The following is a 17,538-nucleotide window of genomic DNA, read 5'->3' on the forward strand; positions in this document are numbered from 1 at the left end:
GAGTCCAAGAAGCGTCTGCGCCATCGCAGCGCCGCCCGGCAGCATCAGCCCGCCAAGACCAAATCCAGCGGTCGCCAGTAAATGACGACGATTGATTATAAATGACATTATCGGCTTCCCCTTTTGCGTTTTCCGGCAATCCCTGTGGTGCACCGTAACGATGCTTTGCAACGCGCGCTAATCAATTGCTGTTGCAGCCTTATGACAGGCGATCACAACTGCGTGCGTAGCGACCATAATTCCGGAAACGCGCGCTTACCGACCGTGCTGCTGAGATAATTGACGCCGGACGTGCCGCCCGTGCCCGTCTTGCCCCCGATAATGCGCTCAACGGTCAGGACATGCTTATGCCGCCACGTCGCCATCGCATCGTCAAGGTCCACCAGCTTCTCCGCAAGCTGATACAGTTCCCAATATTGATCAGGATTGCGATAGACGTGCAGGAATGCCCCCTCCACTTCGGAGGAGAATATATGCGGCTTGCTCCAGTCGCGCGCAAGCAAAGCAGGCGGCAGGTCAAATCCAGCACGCGTCAAGGCCGCAATCGCCTCATCCCAAATGCTTGGGCTGACAAGCGCCTCGGTCATCGCCGCATAAGCGTGAGGCCGGTCCTCTTGATATTTCAGGAACGCCGCCGCTTTCAACCCAAGCAGATATTCCACCGTGCGGAACTGGTCGGATTGAAAGCCAGAGCTTGGCCCAAGCACATGGCGAAACCGGGTATATTCGGACGGGGTCATCGTCGACAGCACGTCCCAGCTTAAAGTCATCACCGCCTGAATACGGCTTACCCGTGCAAGCGCTTTGTACGCCGGAACGAGCGCGTCATTGCGGATTTGCGCGCGGGCCAATTGAAGCTCGCGGATGATCTGCTTAAGCCATAACTCCTTGGTTTGGTGAATGATGATGAACAGCATCTCATCATCCAGATCGGATTGCGGGTGCTGGCAATCCAGCAAGGCGTCCAGCGCAAGATAGCGTGCGTAGGTCATGGCGGCGTCGGAGGTAGGAGCATCGGTCATGCACCGTCTTTAATGTTTCAAATGAAACTATCCAGCCAATTTTCCGCCAAAGTCTCCGCCTCGCCGACGCTAAAGGGCGCATTACCCAAGCTTAATTCAAGCCATAGACCATCGACCAAAGCCGTCAGCGCGACTGCGGCCAATCGGGCGTCGGCTGGTGCATTCGGGCAGGCAAGGATGAGGCGTTCCATATCCTGGCGATTTTCGGCGTAAATCTCGTCATGGATTGCGCCAATGGCGGGCACTGTGCGCGACAGGCTCCAAAACGCCAGCCACGTCGCCAGCAACTCTGGATCAGCGATGGGTGCACGGAAACTTGCTGTGACAAAAGCCAGCAACCGGCCACGCGGGTTGTCGGCGGGAATAGCCTCAACCGCAGCATGCAACGCGGCGGCGACACGCGCCCCTGTCGCGCGATAGGTTGCGGCAACCAACGCATCAATTCCGTCGAAATAATGCCGCAGCAAACCCGCCGAGACTCCCGCCTCCAGGCAAATCGCGCGCACCGACGTCCCATGTGCACCCCGCGTGGATAGGCACCGCGCCGTTGCCGCAATCAATGCGTCGCGGCGCGTATCGGCGCTTTTTCGGGTGAAGACTTGTCGCGGCTGCATGTCGCTGTTATACACTCGTATAACAAGGGAGGCAAGATGTCCGAATCGGGTTTACACATATCGCAGGATCATTTGGAAGGTTGGAGCCTGCCGGCCTGGACCTATGATGATCCCGAATTTGCCGCGCTTGAGGTGGACCGCATTTTCCGCCCGTCATGGCAAGTGGTGTGCCATGTCAGCGACGTCGCGCATGTGGGCGACTGGCACAGCCTCGATTACATTAATGAGAGCGTCATTGTCGTGCGCGGCGCGGACCAGGTGCTGCGCGCATTCACCAATGTCTGCCGCCACCGGGGCAGCCGCTTGGTCGATGGCTCGGGCGGCTGCGCCAAGAAATTGGTCTGCCCCTATCACGCCTGGACCTATGACCTTGATGGCCGCTTGACTGGCGTACCCAACAGCGCATCTTACCCGACGCTCGACAAGGACAAGGCGGGCCTTGTGCCCGTTGACATGGAAATCTGGCGCGGGTTCGTGTTCGTCCGTCTGGAAAGCGGCGGACCTTCGGTGGCCGAAATGATGGCCCCTTATGAAACCCAAGTCGCGCCTTACCGATTTGAAGAATTGCGGGCGCTAGGCCGCGTCACCATGCGCCCGCGCGATGTAAACTGGAAAAATGTCGGCGACAATTATTCTGACGGCTTGCACATCCCTGTCGCGCATCCCGGCCTCACGCGCCTGTTTGGCAAAAGCTATGGTGTTGAGGCGGAACCGCATGTCGACCGCATGTGGGGCGACCTTGTCGACCGCCCATCGGCCAATTGGTCGGAACGCGCCTATCAGAACTTGCTGCCACCGGTCCCGCATTTGCCCGCCGCTAATCAGAAACGCTGGCTCTATTTCAAGCTATGGCCCTCGGTCGCGTTCGATATCTATCCTGATCAGGTGGATTTCATGCAATGGCTGCCCACTGGTCCGAATAGCTGCGTCATTCGGGAAATCAGTTACGTCCATAAAGATGACCGCCGCGAAATGCGTGCGGCGCGTTACCTCAACTGGCGGATCAACCGTCAAGTCAATGCCGAGGACACCGTCCTTGTCACCCGCGTGCAGCAAGGCATGGCCAGCCGCAGTTTTTCGATGGGTCCGCTGTCCGACAAGGAAGTGTGCCTGAAAAGCTTCTGTGCCCGCATCCGCAACATCATTCCAGAGGCCCGCCTCGAACAACGCCCGGCATCGGGCTGGAGCAAAAAATGACCCAAAAATATGACGCCCTCATCATCGGCGCTGGCCATAACGGCCTTGTCTGCGCCTTTTATCTCGCGCGCGCTGGCCTAAAGGTCCGCCTTGTCGAACGCCGCGATGTCGTCGGCGGCGCGGCTGTTACCGAAGAATTCCACCCCGGATTCCGCAACTCGGTCGCCAGCTACACCGTCAGCCTGCTTCAGCCCAAGGTGATTTCTGACATGAAGCTGGTCGACCATGGCTACCGCGTCATTGAACGGCCCATCTCCAATTTCTTGCCCCAAGAAGATGGCGGTTATTTGAAACTCGGTGGCGGGCTGGAACGCACGCAGGCCGAATTTGCCCGTTTCTCAAAACATGACGCGGCGGTCTTGCCGCAATATTATGACATGTTGGAAGGGGTCGCGGACGTCCTGCGCGATCTTGCGTTGCGCTCCCCGCCCAATGTCGGCGATGGCATAAAGACCCTTATCGATGCCGCCGTGCAGGGACGCGGGCTGATGAAGCTCAACCTGTCGCAGCAGCGTGATGTGTTGGAACTGTTCACCAAATCGGCGCGCAGTTTCTTGGATAGCTGGTTCGAAAGCGAAGCGGTAAAGGCCGCCTTTGGCTTTGACGCGGTCGTCGGCAATTATGCCAGCCCCGACACGCCGGGCAGCGCGTATGTCTTGCTGCACCATGTCTTTGGCGAAGTGAATGGCAACAAGGGCGCGTGGGGCCACAGCATCGGCGGCATGGGCACGATTACGCAGATCATGGCCAAGGTATGCCGCGATCTGGGCGTCGAAATCAGCTTGGAGGCCCCTGTATCCCGCGTGTTGGTTGATGGCGAAAAAGTTGCGGGCGTGCGCCTTGAAAGCGGTGAGGAAATCATCGCGGACCGCGTGATTTCGAACGTCGGGCCAAAGCTGCTCTACGAACGCTTATTTGACGATGCCGACCTGAAACCCGAATTCAAACGCCGCGTGAAGGGCTTTAAGGCGGGCAGCGGCACCTTCCGCATGAATGTCGCTTTGTCCGAACTGCCCAAATTCACCTGCTTACCCGAAACGGGCGAGCACCATCAATCGGGCATCATCATCGCGCCAACATTGGATTATATGGACCGCGCGTTTTTGGATGCGAAGCGCGATGGCTGGTCGCAAAAGCCTATCGTTGAAATCCTCATCCCGTCGACCGTCGACGACAGCCTCGCGCCCGCAGGGCAGCATGTCGCGAGCCTGTTCTGCCAGCAATTTGCGCCTGAACTGCCCGCGCATGCGGATGGCTCGCCGCGTGACTGGGACGCCGAAGAAGGCCAGGCCGCCGATGATATCATCAGCACTGTTGAGGGCTATGCCCCCGGCTTCCGCGCGTCGGTTTTGGGCCGCCAAATCCTCAGCCCCAAGGGGCTAGAGCGCAAATTCGGACTGGTCAGCGGCGACATCATGCACGGCAATATGAGCCTAGACCAATTATGGTCCGCACGCCCGATTTTGGGCCATGGCGCGTATCGCGGGCCGTTAAAGGGCCTGTATATGTGCGGCGCCGGTAGCCATCCCGGTGGCGGCGTGACCGGCGCTCCAGGGCATAATTGCGCGGCAGAAGTGCTCGCCGACCGCAGTGTGTTCAAACGCATATTCGCCTGACCCTAACGCCGTAAAATATTATCACGCAAAGCCGCGAAGGCGCAAAGGTAAAGAAGTTAAATGATCTTCTTCTTTGTGTCTTTGCGGCTTTGCGTGATAAAAAGTTTTTGGGGCTTGCGTCATGATGCCACACCGACGCTGCCATTGGAGCCGCAAGCGGATGAGAAGGCCGTGACCCTAACGCCGTAAAATATTATCACGCAAAGCCGCGAAGGCGCAAAGGTAAAGAAGTTAAATGATCTTCTTCTTTGTGTCTTTGCGGCTTTGCGTGATAAAAAGTTTTTGGGGCTTGCGTCATGATGCCACACCGACGCTGCCATTGGAGCCGCAAGCGGATGAGAAGGCCGTGACCCTAACGCCGTAAAATATTATCACGCAAAGCCGCGAAGGCGCAAAGGTAAAGAAGTTAAATGATCTTCTTCTTTGTGTCTTTGCGGCTTTGCGTGATAAAAAGTTTTTGGGGCTTGCGTCATGATGCCACACCGACGCTGCCATTGGAGCCGCAAGCGGATGAGAAGGCCGTGACCCTAACGCCGTAAAATATTATCACGCAAAGCCGCGAAGGCGCAAAGGTAAAGAAGTTAAATGATCTTCTTCTTTGTGTCTTTGCGGCTTTGCGTGATAAAAAGTTTTTGGGGCTTGCGTCATGATGCCACACCGACGCTGCCATTGGAGCCGCAAGCGGATGAGAAGGCCGTGACCCTAACGCCGTAAAATATTATCACGCAAAGCCGCGAAGGCGCAAAGGTAAAGAAGTTAAATGATCTTCTTCTTTGTGTCTTTGCGGCTTTGCGTGATAAAAAGTTTTTGGGGCTTGCGTCATGATGCCACACCGACGCTGCCATTGGAGCCGCAAGCCAACGAACAGGTCCTGAACAAAATGGCCTCAAACCGCGAAGGTGGATTTAAGTGATCCTGACCCTAGTTGGTCTTGCCCCGCACGGAAACGAAAAAGCCGGACCTTTTCAGATCCGGCTTCCTCCCCCTGTCGCTTTTGGCGACAAACTTTATGTCACACATTTTATGCCGTAATTATTCTTTGCGCACAAGAAATTTTCTGCGCTAAGAAAAGTGAACAATCGTTAAAAATCGCGCGAGAATTTCACACCGATCAAGCGGGGCTTGATAACGACATCGTAAAACGCGCCACCCGTTGGCGTTGACGCCGTGACACCCGTTCCGCACGTTGTTTCAATGCATTGGACGCCGGTGTTGACCACGCCGCGTGTGTCGAACAAGTTTGTGGCAAATGCCTCAATCTTCCACACGTCACTTTTCACGCCAACAGAGACGTCAGCCGTGGTGTAGGCATCCAGATTGCCCTTGATGGCATTCTGCACTGGCCGCAAATCGCTTCGGCGGTCTCCTATATAGTTGACCGCAAATTGCACATGACCATCCCAGTCGGCGACGGGGAATTCATAACGCGCAATCGCATTGCCCTTAAATTTGGCGGTTACAGGCAAGCGCGATCCGGATGCGGCAAGCAATTCATTGCCCGCCGTGGTGCAATCAAAAGTTGCGTTGGCTATCTTACAAAAATCGCGTTGGCTTTTCGCGTCATTATAGCTCAATCCAGCGTTCAGGCTGAACCCGCCAGCGCGGAAGCCAGCGTCCATTTCGACACCACGGATACGGGCCACACCCGCATTGCGGATTTCGGTCAGGCCGTTTGCACCCAGGAATGAAAGCTGGATATTGTTCCAATCTTCCTGGAACACCGCGCCATTCCAGCGGAACGCGCCGAAGGTGGTTTTCCAGCCCAATTCATAATTGTCGAGCTTGTCCGAACCATAAGGCGGCAAGGTGCCGCGACGGTTGATCCCGCCCGGACGGAAACCACGTGACCATGTGGCATAGACCAGAACATCGTCGGTGACTTTATACGTTGCGTTCAACTTGTGGATGAAGCCAGTGTCCGACGTTGATTTATCAACATTGGTGCAAGGGCTGCCATCGACAAGGACCGGCACAGGCGTTCCCGCCGGATTGGCTTTCCGCGTTGTACCGTCGGTGTTGAGGCAGGCGGCTTCGCCAGTCTTGCTAGAAAATCCACCCGAATAGCCGAAGAAGCCCTGCAACGAGTTATCGAACTTATAATAACGCAAGCCGCCGGTCAGCGACAGCTTCTCGGTCAAATCATAGGTCAATTCACCAAAGGCGGCATAATCGCGGTCAACCCGCTGTTGCTTGGTCAGCCAGATATTGCTGTCCGTACCGGTCACAGTGATCGAATCGGCAATTTTGTCGATGATGTAATTTTGTTCGATATTATGCGACTGGCGTTGCGCAAACACACCGCCGATGAACCGCAAGGGTGCATCCGCAGGGCTCGCGATACGCAATTCACCAAAGCTTTTCTTATACCGGTCAATGCCTTGAATATACTGGTTCGGGTTCACCAGATTGTCGGCATTGTCGTAGAAATAATTGCCGTAACCAGACAAAGCGTCATAGAAATACGCATAATCCGAATAATCCGACTGCGTTTCGGTCTTGCGGCGCAAATGGCCGCCCGTCGCGGTCACATCCCAATTACCAATCTTGCCTTCAATCGTCATCGCCGCCTGAATCCACTTATCGCGGCTGCCTTCGGGATTGTACTGAACGGTCTGCAGTTCGCCAGTGGTTTGCCCCGAACGTTCCTGCGAATAGCTACCTTGCGTATTCTGAACCTGCCCCATCAATGTTGGCTTAATGGTCCAATTGTCATCCAAGTCGATGCCCAGCGCCAAACGCGCGCCATAGGTTTCGGCGTCGTTATAGTTTTTCTCAACCAACGCGGCGTTGCTCTGCCTGATGCCTGATGAGGCATAGGTCCGCGCGCCCAACACATTGTCGATATAGCCGCCATCGTCGCGGTACCAGCCCACCAAACGCGCTGCTGCGCCTTCGGCAATCGGCACGTTGACAAAGCCTTCGTAAATCGATCCGAAATCACCATGCGCAATAGAGTTGATTTCAACGCCAGCGCTTCCGTAGAAGCCAGAAGGATCAGGCGCGTTTGTCACCAGCTTCAACGTGCCAGCCATCGAACTTGCGCCATATAAGGTGCCCTGCGGTCCGGCGAGCGCCTCAACACGCGCAAGGTCATAGGCATGCAGATCCAGCGCGCCCTGAATGGTCGTGATCGGCATTTCGTCGAGATAGGTGCCGACCGTCGGCAGCGAAGCCGAGTGGTTCGCGTTTTCGCCCGAGGCCACGCCGCGGAAATAGACTTGCGCGAAACCGGGGCCGCCTTGCTGTATCGTCACCGATGGCAGGAACTTCACAACATCCTGCAATTCGCTAACCTGCAATTGGTCCAGCTTTTCATTACCAATGGCATTGATCGCGATTGGCACGTCCTGCAAATTCTGTTCGCGCTTTTGCGCGGTGACGACGATGACATCGCTGTCTGTGTCAGCCGCTTCCTGCGCCATTGCAGGAACGGCAAAGGCGGTTGATGTTAACAACATAACCAATGCTGTGCGGACGTTGGACCTTTGATTTTTTAGGCGCATGTAGCGACCCTCCCTGTTTACATTGCAATAAATAGGCCCCGAATATTGCCTCCGCGCAATATATTTTCGCCATATACGCCGTTTATTTGTAATTTTAGTTCACTCTGTTGCATAGCAGCAACAAGGGTCATGACCACTTAAATCCACCTTCGCGGCGTCAAGACGTCCTTCGGATTTGACCCATACTGTCCATTGCTGTGTTGGCAAAGCTAGACTTAGAACCACTAAGTCCTGCGCTTTGCCGCCTTGCACTGAACAGTATGGCCCCAAACCGCGAAGGTGGATTTAAGTGGTCCTGACCCTAAGCCCATTCGGTAGTTGGCATATCGTGGTAGCCAGGCAAGCAGCCTTTTCGCTTTGCCATTCGCTATGCGGCGGTTTTCGGCGTAAAATCCACGCGCCATAGGCGACAGGCCAGCGGCCTCGATGGACAATAAAGGTGGCCAATCGCGTTGCAGCAGGTCGCACGCATATTCGATGACATCATTTTGCGGCGCGGGCATGTCATCGGCGATATTGTAAACGCCCGCAGGACCATCAAAGGCGGCAATGACCGCAGCGACGATGTCGTCAACATGCACGCGGCTGAAAATCTGATTCGGCATGTCGATACGATGTGCCTTGCCCTCTTTAACCCGCTCCAGCGCCGATCTGCCGGGCCCGTAAATGCCGGGCAAGCGGAATACACGGACGTCATTGCGCAAGGCCTGCCACGCAAGGTCGGCTTCGGCCCGCGCGGTGCGGCGGCCCTCGCCCACCGGTGCGCTTTCATCGACCCATGCACCGCCGGTATCGCCATAGACTCCGGTGGAGGACAGATAGCCGATCCATATGGGCGCGCGCGCAGCAATCGCCGCGCCATATTTCAAAAGCACCGGATCGCCGCCCTCGGCCATTGGCGGCACGCTCGACAATATATGCGTTGCGGTCTCCAGCGCGGTCAGCACCGCGACTTCATCATCGAAGGCGATGGCATCGCCACCGCTCATCCGCCGCGTGCCCGTCACCAACCAACCGGCGGCGCGCAAAGTGTCGGCAAGACGGTTGGCGGTGTAGCCCATTCCAAATATAAGCATGTGTCGCTGCATATATGCTGGTTCGCAATCTAATGGCTTGCCGTCAAGCGCGGCAGTTGCGAATAGGAGTGGTGGGAGGAGGCGCAGGCATGACAGTTGAAGTAATCCAATCAGGCGTGTTGCGCAAAATTGCCCATGGTTTTCTTGGACGAAAGGGCGGGGTGTCGACGGGAATCTATGCGGGGCTAAACGTAGGGTTGGGTTCTGAAGATGCGCGGGAATCCGTCATTGAGAATCGCCTACTTGGCGGGCAATCGGTTCTGCCCGGCGCGACGCTTGCCCGCGTTCATCAATTCCATTCTGCCGATGTTGTGCAGGTAGACAATGCCATGTCGCAAGATGACCCGCCGCGCGGCGACGCGATGGTAACCGTCCAGCCCAACATCCTTTTGGGTATAGTAACCGCCGATTGCGTCCCTGTTTTATTTGCAGATACCGAGGCAGGAGTCATTGGCGCAGCGCACGCAGGCTGGAAAGGCGCCATAAGTGGCGTGCTTGAAAACACCATCACCGCGATGGAGAAACTTGGCGCGCAGGCAGGCCGCATAAGTTGCGCCATTGGCCCGTGCATTGCGCAGAAAAGCTATGAAGTGGACGAAGGTTTTTTCCGCAACTTCGTCGCGCAAGCAGCGGCAAACGAACGCTTCTTTGCTGATGGCAAAGCGGGCCATTATCAATTCGATATTGAAGGCTATGTCGCGGCGCGACTGGCGGCGGCTGGCATCAAAACGGTCGAGTGTCTGGGCGAAGACACCTATAGCCAGCCCGACCGCTTCTTCAGTTACCGGCGCAGTTGCCATTTGGGTGAACCCGGATATGGCCGTCAACTCTCGCTGATCGGCCTGCGCCCATGAAAGTAGAGAGGGTCGGCTTTTGGGGCGGACTTGTCATCTTCGCCGTCATGCTGTTTTTGCCTGCACCAACAGGTATGGAACCATCTGCGTGGCACGTTGCCGCCCTCACCATCTTGATGGCGACCTATTGGATGACGCAAGCCTTGCCGTTGACAGTGACCGCATTTCTGCCGTTTCTGGCGTTGCCGCTGATGGATATCATGACCGCGCAGGACGTGGCGAAGGAATATTACTCGCCTATCCTGTTCCTCATTCTTGGCGGCGCATTTCTGGCGCTCACCATTGAACGAACGGGCATGCACCGCCGCGTCGCCCTCGCCATATTGGGGAAATCGGGGCACAGCGTCACTGGCCTCATGATCGCGTTCATGGGTTCAACCGCATTGCTCAGCATGGTGATGTCCAACACGTCGATAGCGCTTATCATGGTGCCCATCGCCGTTGCCGTACTTGCCGCTGGCGGAACGAAACCCGGGGAAACAGATGGCCTTGCAGGGGCCCTTATCATGGGCGTGGCCTTTGCCGCGTCGATTGGCGGGCTTGGGACGCTTGTCGGGTCGCCGACCAACGCGATTGCCGCTGGCTTGGTGGAACAGCAGTTGGGTATCCAGATCAGCTTTCTAACATGGATGCTTTATGGCGTGCCCGTCGTGATTGTCGGCGTGCCCTTATGCGCGTTCATCCTGATGCGGGTACAAAATGTTACTGCGGGCAGTTTCGACGTTGATGCGGCGCGCGCGTCAATCGGCAAGGCACAGCCCATGTCCGTGGCGGAAAAGCGGCTGCTTCCGATATTGTTGTTGGTTATTGGCCTTTGGATTGCGCAGCGCTGGTTGGAGCCGCTAGGCATTACCGACGGCAGCATCGCAATTGCGGGGTCGCTGTTGCTGTTCCTTATACCCGACGGCACCGGCCGTCCCTTGCTGACATGGCAGGAGGCGGACAGGGCCCCTTGGGGCGTCATTATGATGTTTGGGGGTGGTCTGGCGCTTGCGGCTGGCATCACGCAATCAGGGCTCGCTGCGTGGCTGGGTGAGGCATTAGAACCACTGTCCGTGGTGCATCCGGTTATCATTGCGATTGCGCTGACCGCTTTGGTCATTTTGATCACCGAATTTGCCAGCAATGTCGCGACCGCCAGTGGCGTGCTGCCTGTGGTGGCTGGCCTGGTGGCCGCAACGGGCGCTGACCCATGGTTGATGGCAATGGCGGCATCCATGGCCGCAAGCTGGGGTTTCATGATGCCGTCAGGCACGGGGCCAAATGCCATTGCATGGGCCAGTGGGCATATTGCCCTGCCCAAAATGGTGAAGGCCGGATTTTTTCTCGACCTTGCGGGCATTCCCCTGATTGTCGGGGCGGTCTGGCTGTTTGGCGCGCTGCGGGTGCTATAAGTTTAAGTTTAGGTCTCTACCACGCGCCAGTCGAGGATCGGCCAGCCCTTCTTCTTGGCCAACCGCGCCAGCGGGCCATGCGGGTTGGTGGCGAAGGGTTCGTCAGCATAATTAAGCAATGGCGCGTCGGAGACATGGTCGGAATACGCGCGAATATGACAAGTGGCGCGCGCAAGGCCGTGTCTTTCCATCCACCGCTTCACCAGTTCCAGCTTTGCCACGTCGTGGCAATTATGCCCGTCAATCCGCGCCAGCACATGGCCGCTGCTGTCGGTAGATAGGTCTGTCGCAATGACATCATCAAAGCCAAGCCTTTTGGCAATCGCCTCCACATATAAGCGGTAAGAAGCCGTTGCCATGACATGACGATAGCCAGCCGCCTTCTCCTGCGCCACGCGCGCCAGCAATTGCGGATAGACGTTTTTGCCAACGACCATAACCGCATGGCTTTCCAGATATTTGGCAAACTGCGCCTTTGGCACGCGTCTACCGATCAGCAGAATTTGTGAAAACTGCTTAAGCTGCGCACGGTCCCAAATCTTCAGCGCATATAGCACCAAACCAACCGGCAAAAATGGTGCAAGCAACAATCTCCACGGTGACTTGTTAAACGCCATATGCAGGAGGAACCCATTATAGGTGGCACGCCGCGTGACGGTCTTGTCCATATCATATATGGCCAGCAGGGTCGTTTGGGGGTTAGTCATCATGACCTTAAAGGCATAACTTTACCTAAAAAGTCTACAGGCTTGTGATAGTTCCCATAATAGGCCAGTTATAGCGTTATGGCTGACGCTGCCGAATTCACTGTTGAAGAGCTGCCCAGCGGGCAAGTTCTCCGGCTGTCCGGTACATTCGTCATTGCGTCAATTGGTGATGTAGACCGCGGTTTACGAGACATCAGCGGCCCCATTTGCGAAATCGACATTTCCGGCGTCACCCATATGGACACCGTCGGCGCTTGGTTGGTCCATCGGACCGCTAAGGAACATAATGCGCAGATTACCGGCTGCGCAAATGACGCGGGCCGCTTGATTGATGCTGTTCGCGGTGTCGACCAAGCCGAAGTCGTCCCCAAACCACCTATTTCGGCGCTGTATCGCTTTTTGGCCGAAGTTGGCGGCGGCGTTGCCGTCGGCATAACGACGCTTTTGCAATTCCTTGGCTTTGTCGGGCAAGTGGTCAAAGCGTTCTTCAGTCTGCTGATGAACCCGCACCGCTTTCGCTGGCACGCGGTGGTTCAGCATTTCGACATGGTCGGCGTCCGGGCGCTTGGCATTGTCGGCCTGATGAGCTTTCTCATCGGCATTGTCATTGCACAACAAGGCGCAGTGCAGCTTCGCCAATTTGGTGCAGAGGTATTTACCATCAACCTGATCGGGCGGCTTACGCTGCGTGAACTTGGCATATTGATGACCGCGATCATGGTTGCGGGCCGGTCCGGATCTGCCTTTGCCGCACAGATCGGGACCATGAAGATCACAGAAGAAATTGACGCCATGCGCACGATCGGCGTTGTCCCCGTAGAAGCGTTGGTCGTGCCCCGCGTGATCGCCGCAGTGGTCATGATGCCCTTGCTGGGTATTTTCGCCTCGTTAATGTCCATCATCGGCGGCGGGTTATTATGCTGGATTGTCCTCGATATCCCGCCGGCGACTTTTGTTCAGCGACTGCGCGAAGTAACGCCGATAACCGATTTCTGGATTGGCATAATCAAGGCCCCAGTCTTCGGCGCAATCATAGCGATGGCTGGTTGTTTTCAGGGGATGCAAGTCAAAGGAAATGCCGAGCAAGTGGGGTTAAGAACAACCGCTGCCGTCGTACAAGCCATTTTCCTTGTTATCGTCCTCGACGCATTTTTTGCAGTATTCTTTAGCGAAATTGGTTGGGATTAAGCGATGAACCCACCCAACATCATTTCCGTAACTGGCCTTTGCAATAGCTTTGGTGACCAAGTCATCCATCAGGATCTCGACATCGAAGTCCGCCGTGGCGAGATACTGGGCGTCGTTGGTGGTTCGGGAACGGGCAAATCGGTGCTTATGCGCTCGATCATCGGCCTGCAAAAACCAGATTCAGGCGAAATCCGCGTCTTTGACGAAGGCATGATTGGTAAGGAAGAAGACCAGGCAACCGACGTCCGGCGACGCTGGGGCGTCTTGTTTCAGGGCGGCGCATTATTTTCGACCTTAACTGTCGCGGAAAATGTGCAGGTACCCTTGCGCGAGTTTTACCCGGATTTTAGCAGAGAGCTGCTCGACGAAATCGCGCGCTACAAAATCTTCTTAAGCGGCCTTCCACCGGAAGCTGCACATAAATATCCATCCGAGCTATCGGGCGGTATGCGCAAGCGTGCTGGTGTCGCGCGGGCATTGGCGATGGACCCCGAATTGTTGTTTCTGGATGAGCCGACCGCAGGGCTTGACCCCATCGGCGCTGCCAAATTCGACAGTTTAACCCGCGATTTGAAAGAGACGCTTGGACTAACGGTCTTTTTGATTACGCATGATCTTGATACGCTATATTCCATTTGTGACAGAGTGGCCGTTTTGGCCGATCGGAAAGTTATAGCCATAGGTGCGATTGAAGAATTACTGGCCATCGATCACCCTTGGATCAACGAATATTTCAGCGGTCCACGCGGTCGCGCGGCGCGGCGCGGTCACAGCGACCAAAGCGACACCCCACGTGCAAAGACGCAGCAGCTAGGAAGGTCATAAGGCAGTACGATGGAAACCAAATCCAACTATGTGATGGTGGGCGCTGTCACGCTTTTACTTCTGGCGCTGCTGGCGGCCTTTACCGTTTGGCTTTCGCGGACAAGCGATGGCGACAAGAAAGAATATGACATATTCTTTCAGCAATCGGTCAATGGTTTGGCCAAGGGCTCGGGCGTGTCTTTTTCCGGCGTTCCGGTGGGCCAAATTGAGAGCATCGAGTTATGGGAGCCCGATCCGGAATTCGTTCGGGTGCGCATCAGTATCAAGGATACCGTACCCGTGCTTCAAGGAACGACAGCGACGATCAACGGCATCGGTTTCACCGGCGTATCGGAGGTCCAGCTCGATGGTGCAGTTAAAGGCGCGCCTGCGCTGAATTGCCCTAAGGCAAATCCAAAGACCGCTTGTCCCACAGGCGTGCCAGTCATTCCGACAAAGCCAGGCGCTTTGGGCGAACTGCTCAACAACGCGCCTTTGCTTTTGGAGCGGCTGTCGACGTTGACCGAGCGGCTTACCAACATATTGTCCGACAAGAATGAACAATCCGTCGAACAGATTTTGAACAATGTGGAGAGCATTTCGGGAACATTAGCAGCTCAAGGACCCGACTTGCGTGCAGCGATCCAGGAATCGCGCATTGCCCTGCAAAAAGCAGGCCTCGCTGCGGATGAGATCACCAAAATGGCAGGCTCAACCAATAAGCTGCTCGACAGCGAAGGTCGCCCGATGCTGGATGAATTGCGCAAAACACTGCGGTCCGCAAATGGCAGTCTGGCAGCGTTGGAAACGACCTTGAACAACGCGAACCCGGCGATTGAAACTTTAAATACCCAGACTTTGCCCGAAGTGACGCAACTGGCGCGCGACTTGAGAGACTTGTCGGGATCGTTAAAGTCCGTGACCGAGAAAGTGGACCAAGGCGGCATAAGCAGCGTCGTCGGCGCGCCCGCCTTACCCGATTATAAACCCGGCAGCAGGAACCCAAAATGATGTTCAGCAAAATCTCCGGCCCACGCTTATATGCGTTACCTCTCATCATGGCCCTTGGTGCGTGCGTCAGCTTCGGCAGCAAGGCACCAGTCTCGATGCTGGTCCTGACGGCCGACAATGTCGTGGCTGCCGGGACTGCGCGTAAAGCGACTGTCGCCGAAGCCTTGGTTATCCAAATCCCGCAAGTTCCGCGCAAGCTGGATAATAATCGTGTACCGGTTCAGATTGACGCCAGCAGCATTGCCTATCTCAAAGACGCATTTTGGGCCGACAAACCCGCCCGTTTGATGCAGATGTTACTCGCCGAAACCGTGTCGGCGAAGAGCGGCAATCTTGTGCTCAATGAAGTGGACGCAGGCGGCAAGGCAGTCAGGATTTTATCGGGAAGCCTGCTAGAATTTGGCATTGATGCCGAAACCAATGAGGCCGTTATTGTCTATGACGTGGTCAAAATCATCCGCGGCAGCGCAACCGAAAAGCGCCGGTTTGAAGCACGGCGGCCCGTCACCGCCATTGCACCCGCTCCGGCAGGCGCGGCTTTAAATGCCGCCGCGAACGATGTTGCGGGTCAGATAGCCGACTGGGCGGGCTAAAGACCGAACCCCTCCGGTTGCGGCCAACCTTGGGCATAAGTTGCCAGTATCTTGAATAATGCCCCCATGGCGTCTGGTTCGACCAACCGGTTACGTGCGGCGGTGATGTCTGCGGCCCGGTCGGGATTGGACGCGGCCAAATGTTGCGCACGCTGGTCAATTCCAAGACCCAAAAGCCACGCGCCTTGGTCGCTTGGTCCGGCCAACATAAGACCACAGTTTTTCGCGCAGTTCGACAATGCAAAAAAGTCGACATGCGCCGTCAAATCAACCTGGCCCGGATTATGGAAAGGATCGGCATATTTGTGGCTCTGAACCGCTTGCAAAGTGTCGCCCAACGCGGGCTGGGTATAGCCATAGTCGATGATCAACATCACCCCGCCTTGCTTTGCCAGCCGGTCGGAAAGCTTATGCATGATCGAAGATGCATCGGGACAGATTTCGTAAATACTGCCCAACGCAGCAGCGCGAAATTGTTCGGGGATGAGGTCATCGGTCGCGCAAGCACCGGGCATTGCTACAAAGCGCGCCCCAATATCCTGCACAACGACCCGCTCCCGCCAACCGGCTTGCGTTGAAACCATCTGCCGGATGGGTAAAGCGTCAAAAAACTCGTTTGCCACCACGAACAAAGGTGCATCGGTCGGGAGGCTTTCCAGATTGTCATGGAAAATGGCGTGCCGCACTGCCTGCAACTGCTTGGCGCGCATGGCCGGACTGTTTTCTAAAAAATGGACCGCTGGTTCGCAACCAAAACGCTTCATTGTTCTCAGCGCATCTGCCGCCAAAGTCCCACGGCCAGGGCCAAGCTCTACATAATGGCAGGTGGCCGGACGATGGCGTAACCACATGTCGCTCAGCCAAATGCCCACCATCTCGCCAAACATCTGGCTGATTTCGGGCGCCGTGATGAAATCACCGTCTGCGCCCAGCGGGTCAGCGCGACCATAATATGCCGTGTTGGCAACACGCATATATTCGGCAACGCTGATGGGTCCTGATGCCTCTATCTGTTGCGTAAGGCGGACTGCAACTTGCCCACTGTCAGGCGACACTGTTACTGCCGGCTATTGCCTGAGCGCGCTGCCTGCGGGCACCTGCTGTGAACAAGAGGAACAGTCCCATTAATATCATCGGGATGGTTAGCCACTGCCCCATGCTCAGGCCGCTTGTTTCCACCAGCCATTGAAGCTGCTGGTCTGGCTCCCTGAAAAACTCGATGGAAAACCGGGCTGTGCCATAAATGATTGCGGCCATACCCGTCAGGAAACCGGGCCTATACCGCAGTTTGGTTTTCCAAAATAATGGCCATAAAATTGCGGCCATCAACAGCCCTTCAAGCACAGCTTCATAAAGCTGGCTCGGGTGCCGGGGCAAATCACCGCCGTTGGGAAAGACTACGGCCCATGGCACGTCAGTTACGCGGCCCCAAAGTTCATCATTCACGAAGTTCGCAAGGCGCACTAGGAATATCCCAAAGGGTACGACGCAGGCGACATAATCACAGACCCGTAAGAAAGAGAGATCATGCTTGCGCGCCAAAAGCCAGAGAGAAAATATGATGCCAATCGCGCCGCCATGAAACGACATCCCGCCTTCCCAGAGTTTGAGGACATCAATGGGGTTCTGTAAAATGGACGGTTGGTAGAATAAGATATACCCAATACGCCCACCCAAAATGATACCCAATGTGGTGTAAAGGATTATGTCATCGGCTTGCTCACGTGACATTGGCGCACCGGGACGTGCGAGCAATTTCAGCAACATCCAATAGCCAAGTATTATGCCAACCAGATAGCCAAGCGAATACCAACGGATCTGAAAGAAGCCCAGATCGAGCGCAACCGGACCTACGCCAAGGTCTGTAAACTGAATATAACCAGCAGCCGTTGAAATAATCTCGAATGACACAAAATTTTCCTCAGTATATTTTGACATTCCTATAGAGCGAAATAGAAG

Annotated in this window: 15 protein-coding genes; 8 read left to right on the forward strand and 7 right to left on the reverse strand. The window is 55.8% G+C overall.

The annotated features are described in order from the left end of the window. Positions 1 to 212: 212 nt before the first annotated feature. Entirely contained in the window at positions 213 to 1,022 is an 810-nt protein-coding gene (locus HEQ34_RS12955; RefSeq protein ID WP_296201160.1) for a tryptophan 2,3-dioxygenase family protein, read from the reverse strand. 17 nt (positions 1,023 to 1,039) lie between these two features. Then, a complete protein-coding gene (locus tag HEQ34_RS12960; protein ID WP_296201162.1) occupies positions 1,040 to 1,636 on the reverse strand; it encodes a TetR family transcriptional regulator C-terminal domain-containing protein in 597 nt (198 codons plus the stop codon). Between the two features lie 36 nt (positions 1,637 to 1,672). On the opposite strand from HEQ34_RS12960, the gene HEQ34_RS12965 reads away from it, so the two are divergent. Then, positions 1,673 to 2,833, forward strand: coding sequence for an aromatic ring-hydroxylating dioxygenase subunit alpha (locus HEQ34_RS12965; protein WP_296201164.1), 1,161 nt, complete (start codon positions 1,673 to 1,675; stop codon positions 2,831 to 2,833). Further along, entirely contained in the window at positions 2,830 to 4,449 is a 1,620-nt protein-coding gene (locus tag HEQ34_RS12970; RefSeq protein WP_296201165.1) for an NAD(P)/FAD-dependent oxidoreductase, read from the forward strand. The genes HEQ34_RS12965 and HEQ34_RS12970 overlap by 4 nt, the downstream gene beginning before the upstream one ends. 1,082 nt (positions 4,450 to 5,531) lie before the next feature. Here HEQ34_RS12970 and HEQ34_RS12975 read toward each other — a convergent pair. Both HEQ34_RS12975 and HEQ34_RS12980 read right to left on the reverse strand, forming a co-directional pair. Then, the gene (locus tag HEQ34_RS12975) at positions 5,532 to 7,907 is read right to left on the reverse strand and encodes a TonB-dependent receptor (protein WP_296201167.1); all 2,376 of its coding nucleotides are present in this window, start codon (positions 7,905 to 7,907) and stop codon (positions 5,532 to 5,534) included. Between the two features lie 269 nt (positions 7,908 to 8,176). Continuing rightward, a complete protein-coding gene (locus tag HEQ34_RS12980; RefSeq protein ID WP_296201169.1) occupies positions 8,177 to 9,028 on the reverse strand; it encodes an SDR family oxidoreductase in 852 nt (283 codons plus the stop codon). Positions 9,029 to 9,117: 89 nt separating this feature from the next. On the opposite strand from HEQ34_RS12980, the gene pgeF reads away from it, so the two are divergent. Continuing rightward, a complete protein-coding gene (gene pgeF / locus HEQ34_RS12985; RefSeq protein WP_296201172.1) occupies positions 9,118 to 9,882 on the forward strand; it encodes a peptidoglycan editing factor PgeF in 765 nt (254 codons plus the stop codon). Further along, positions 9,879 to 11,276, forward strand: coding sequence for a DASS family sodium-coupled anion symporter (locus HEQ34_RS12990; protein WP_296201174.1), 1,398 nt, complete (start codon positions 9,879 to 9,881; stop codon positions 11,274 to 11,276). Before pgeF ends, HEQ34_RS12990 begins: the two co-directional genes overlap by 4 nt. An 8-nt stretch (positions 11,277 to 11,284) precedes the next feature. Here the strand turns inward: HEQ34_RS12990 and HEQ34_RS12995 are convergent, their stop codons facing one another. Continuing rightward, positions 11,285 to 11,986, reverse strand: a complete 702-nt coding sequence (locus HEQ34_RS12995; RefSeq protein ID WP_296201177.1) for an HAD-IB family hydrolase — start codon at positions 11,984 to 11,986, stop codon at positions 11,285 to 11,287. 75 nt (positions 11,987 to 12,061) lie between these two features. Here HEQ34_RS12995 and HEQ34_RS13000 point away from each other — a divergent pair, with 75 nt between their 5' ends. From HEQ34_RS13000 to HEQ34_RS13015, 4 genes are read left to right on the forward strand one after another with little or no spacing between them, the layout of a single operon-like run. Then, entirely contained in the window at positions 12,062 to 13,171 is a 1,110-nt protein-coding gene (locus HEQ34_RS13000; protein ID WP_296201179.1) for an ABC transporter permease, read from the forward strand. Between the two features lie 3 nt (positions 13,172 to 13,174). Continuing rightward, positions 13,175 to 13,996: an ABC transporter ATP-binding protein gene (locus HEQ34_RS13005; protein WP_296201182.1), complete on the forward strand. Its 822-nt coding sequence runs from the start codon at positions 13,175 to 13,177 to the stop codon at positions 13,994 to 13,996. A 9-nt stretch (positions 13,997 to 14,005) separates the two neighbouring features. Then, positions 14,006 to 14,986 carry an MlaD family protein gene (locus HEQ34_RS13010; RefSeq protein ID WP_296201184.1) on the forward strand — a complete coding sequence of 327 codons (981 nt, stop codon included), beginning with the start codon at positions 14,006 to 14,008 and terminating at the stop codon, positions 14,984 to 14,986. Next, positions 14,983 to 15,579, forward strand: coding sequence for an ABC-type transport auxiliary lipoprotein family protein (locus tag HEQ34_RS13015; protein ID WP_296201187.1), 597 nt, complete (start codon positions 14,983 to 14,985; stop codon positions 15,577 to 15,579). The genes HEQ34_RS13010 and HEQ34_RS13015 overlap by 4 nt, the downstream gene beginning before the upstream one ends. Here HEQ34_RS13015 and HEQ34_RS13020 read toward each other — a convergent pair. Both HEQ34_RS13020 and lgt read right to left on the reverse strand, forming a co-directional pair. Next, on the reverse strand, positions 15,576 to 16,634 hold the full coding sequence (locus HEQ34_RS13020) for an SAM-dependent methyltransferase (protein ID WP_296201191.1): 1,059 nt from the start codon (positions 16,632 to 16,634) through the stop codon (positions 15,576 to 15,578). The two genes, HEQ34_RS13015 and HEQ34_RS13020, sit on opposite strands and share 4 nt — an antisense overlap. Beyond that, entirely contained in the window at positions 16,624 to 17,490 is an 867-nt protein-coding gene (lgt, locus tag HEQ34_RS13025; protein ID WP_296201194.1) for a prolipoprotein diacylglyceryl transferase, read from the reverse strand. The genes HEQ34_RS13020 and lgt overlap by 11 nt, the downstream gene beginning before the upstream one ends. Positions 17,491 to 17,538 lie beyond the last annotated feature (48 nt).

Source organism: Sphingorhabdus sp., assembly GCF_023910635.1.
GTDB lineage: Bacteria > Pseudomonadota > Alphaproteobacteria > Sphingomonadales > Sphingomonadaceae > Sphingorhabdus_B.

Bases quoted from the DNA above. Each gene is read 5' to 3' on its own strand.
- HEQ34_RS12955 (WP_296201160.1), bottom strand. From the start codon at position 1,022: ATGACCGATGCTCCTACCTCCGACGCCGCCATGACCTACGCACGCTAT.
- HEQ34_RS12960 (WP_296201162.1), bottom strand. From the start codon at position 1,636: ATGCAGCCGCGACAAGTCTTCACCCGAAAAAGCGCCGATACGCGCCGC.
- HEQ34_RS12965 (WP_296201164.1), top strand. From the start codon at position 1,673: ATGTCCGAATCGGGTTTACACATATCGCAGGATCATTTGGAAGGTTGG.
- HEQ34_RS12970 (WP_296201165.1), top strand. From the start codon at position 2,830: ATGACCCAAAAATATGACGCCCTCATCATCGGCGCTGGCCATAACGGC.
- HEQ34_RS12975 (WP_296201167.1), bottom strand. From the start codon at position 7,907: ATGTTGTTAACATCAACCGCCTTTGCCGTTCCTGCAATGGCGCAGGAA.
- HEQ34_RS12980 (WP_296201169.1), bottom strand. From the start codon at position 9,028: ATGCTTATATTTGGAATGGGCTACACCGCCAACCGTCTTGCCGACACT.
- pgeF (WP_296201172.1), top strand. From the start codon at position 9,118: ATGACAGTTGAAGTAATCCAATCAGGCGTGTTGCGCAAAATTGCCCAT.
- HEQ34_RS12990 (WP_296201174.1), top strand. From the start codon at position 9,879: ATGAAAGTAGAGAGGGTCGGCTTTTGGGGCGGACTTGTCATCTTCGCC.
- HEQ34_RS12995 (WP_296201177.1), bottom strand. From the start codon at position 11,986: ATGATGACTAACCCCCAAACGACCCTGCTGGCCATATATGATATGGAC.
- HEQ34_RS13000 (WP_296201179.1), top strand. From the start codon at position 12,062: ATGGCTGACGCTGCCGAATTCACTGTTGAAGAGCTGCCCAGCGGGCAA.
- HEQ34_RS13005 (WP_296201182.1), top strand. From the start codon at position 13,175: ATGAACCCACCCAACATCATTTCCGTAACTGGCCTTTGCAATAGCTTT.
- HEQ34_RS13010 (WP_296201184.1), top strand. From the start codon at position 14,006: ATGGAAACCAAATCCAACTATGTGATGGTGGGCGCTGTCACGCTTTTA.
- HEQ34_RS13015 (WP_296201187.1), top strand. From the start codon at position 14,983: ATGATGTTCAGCAAAATCTCCGGCCCACGCTTATATGCGTTACCTCTC.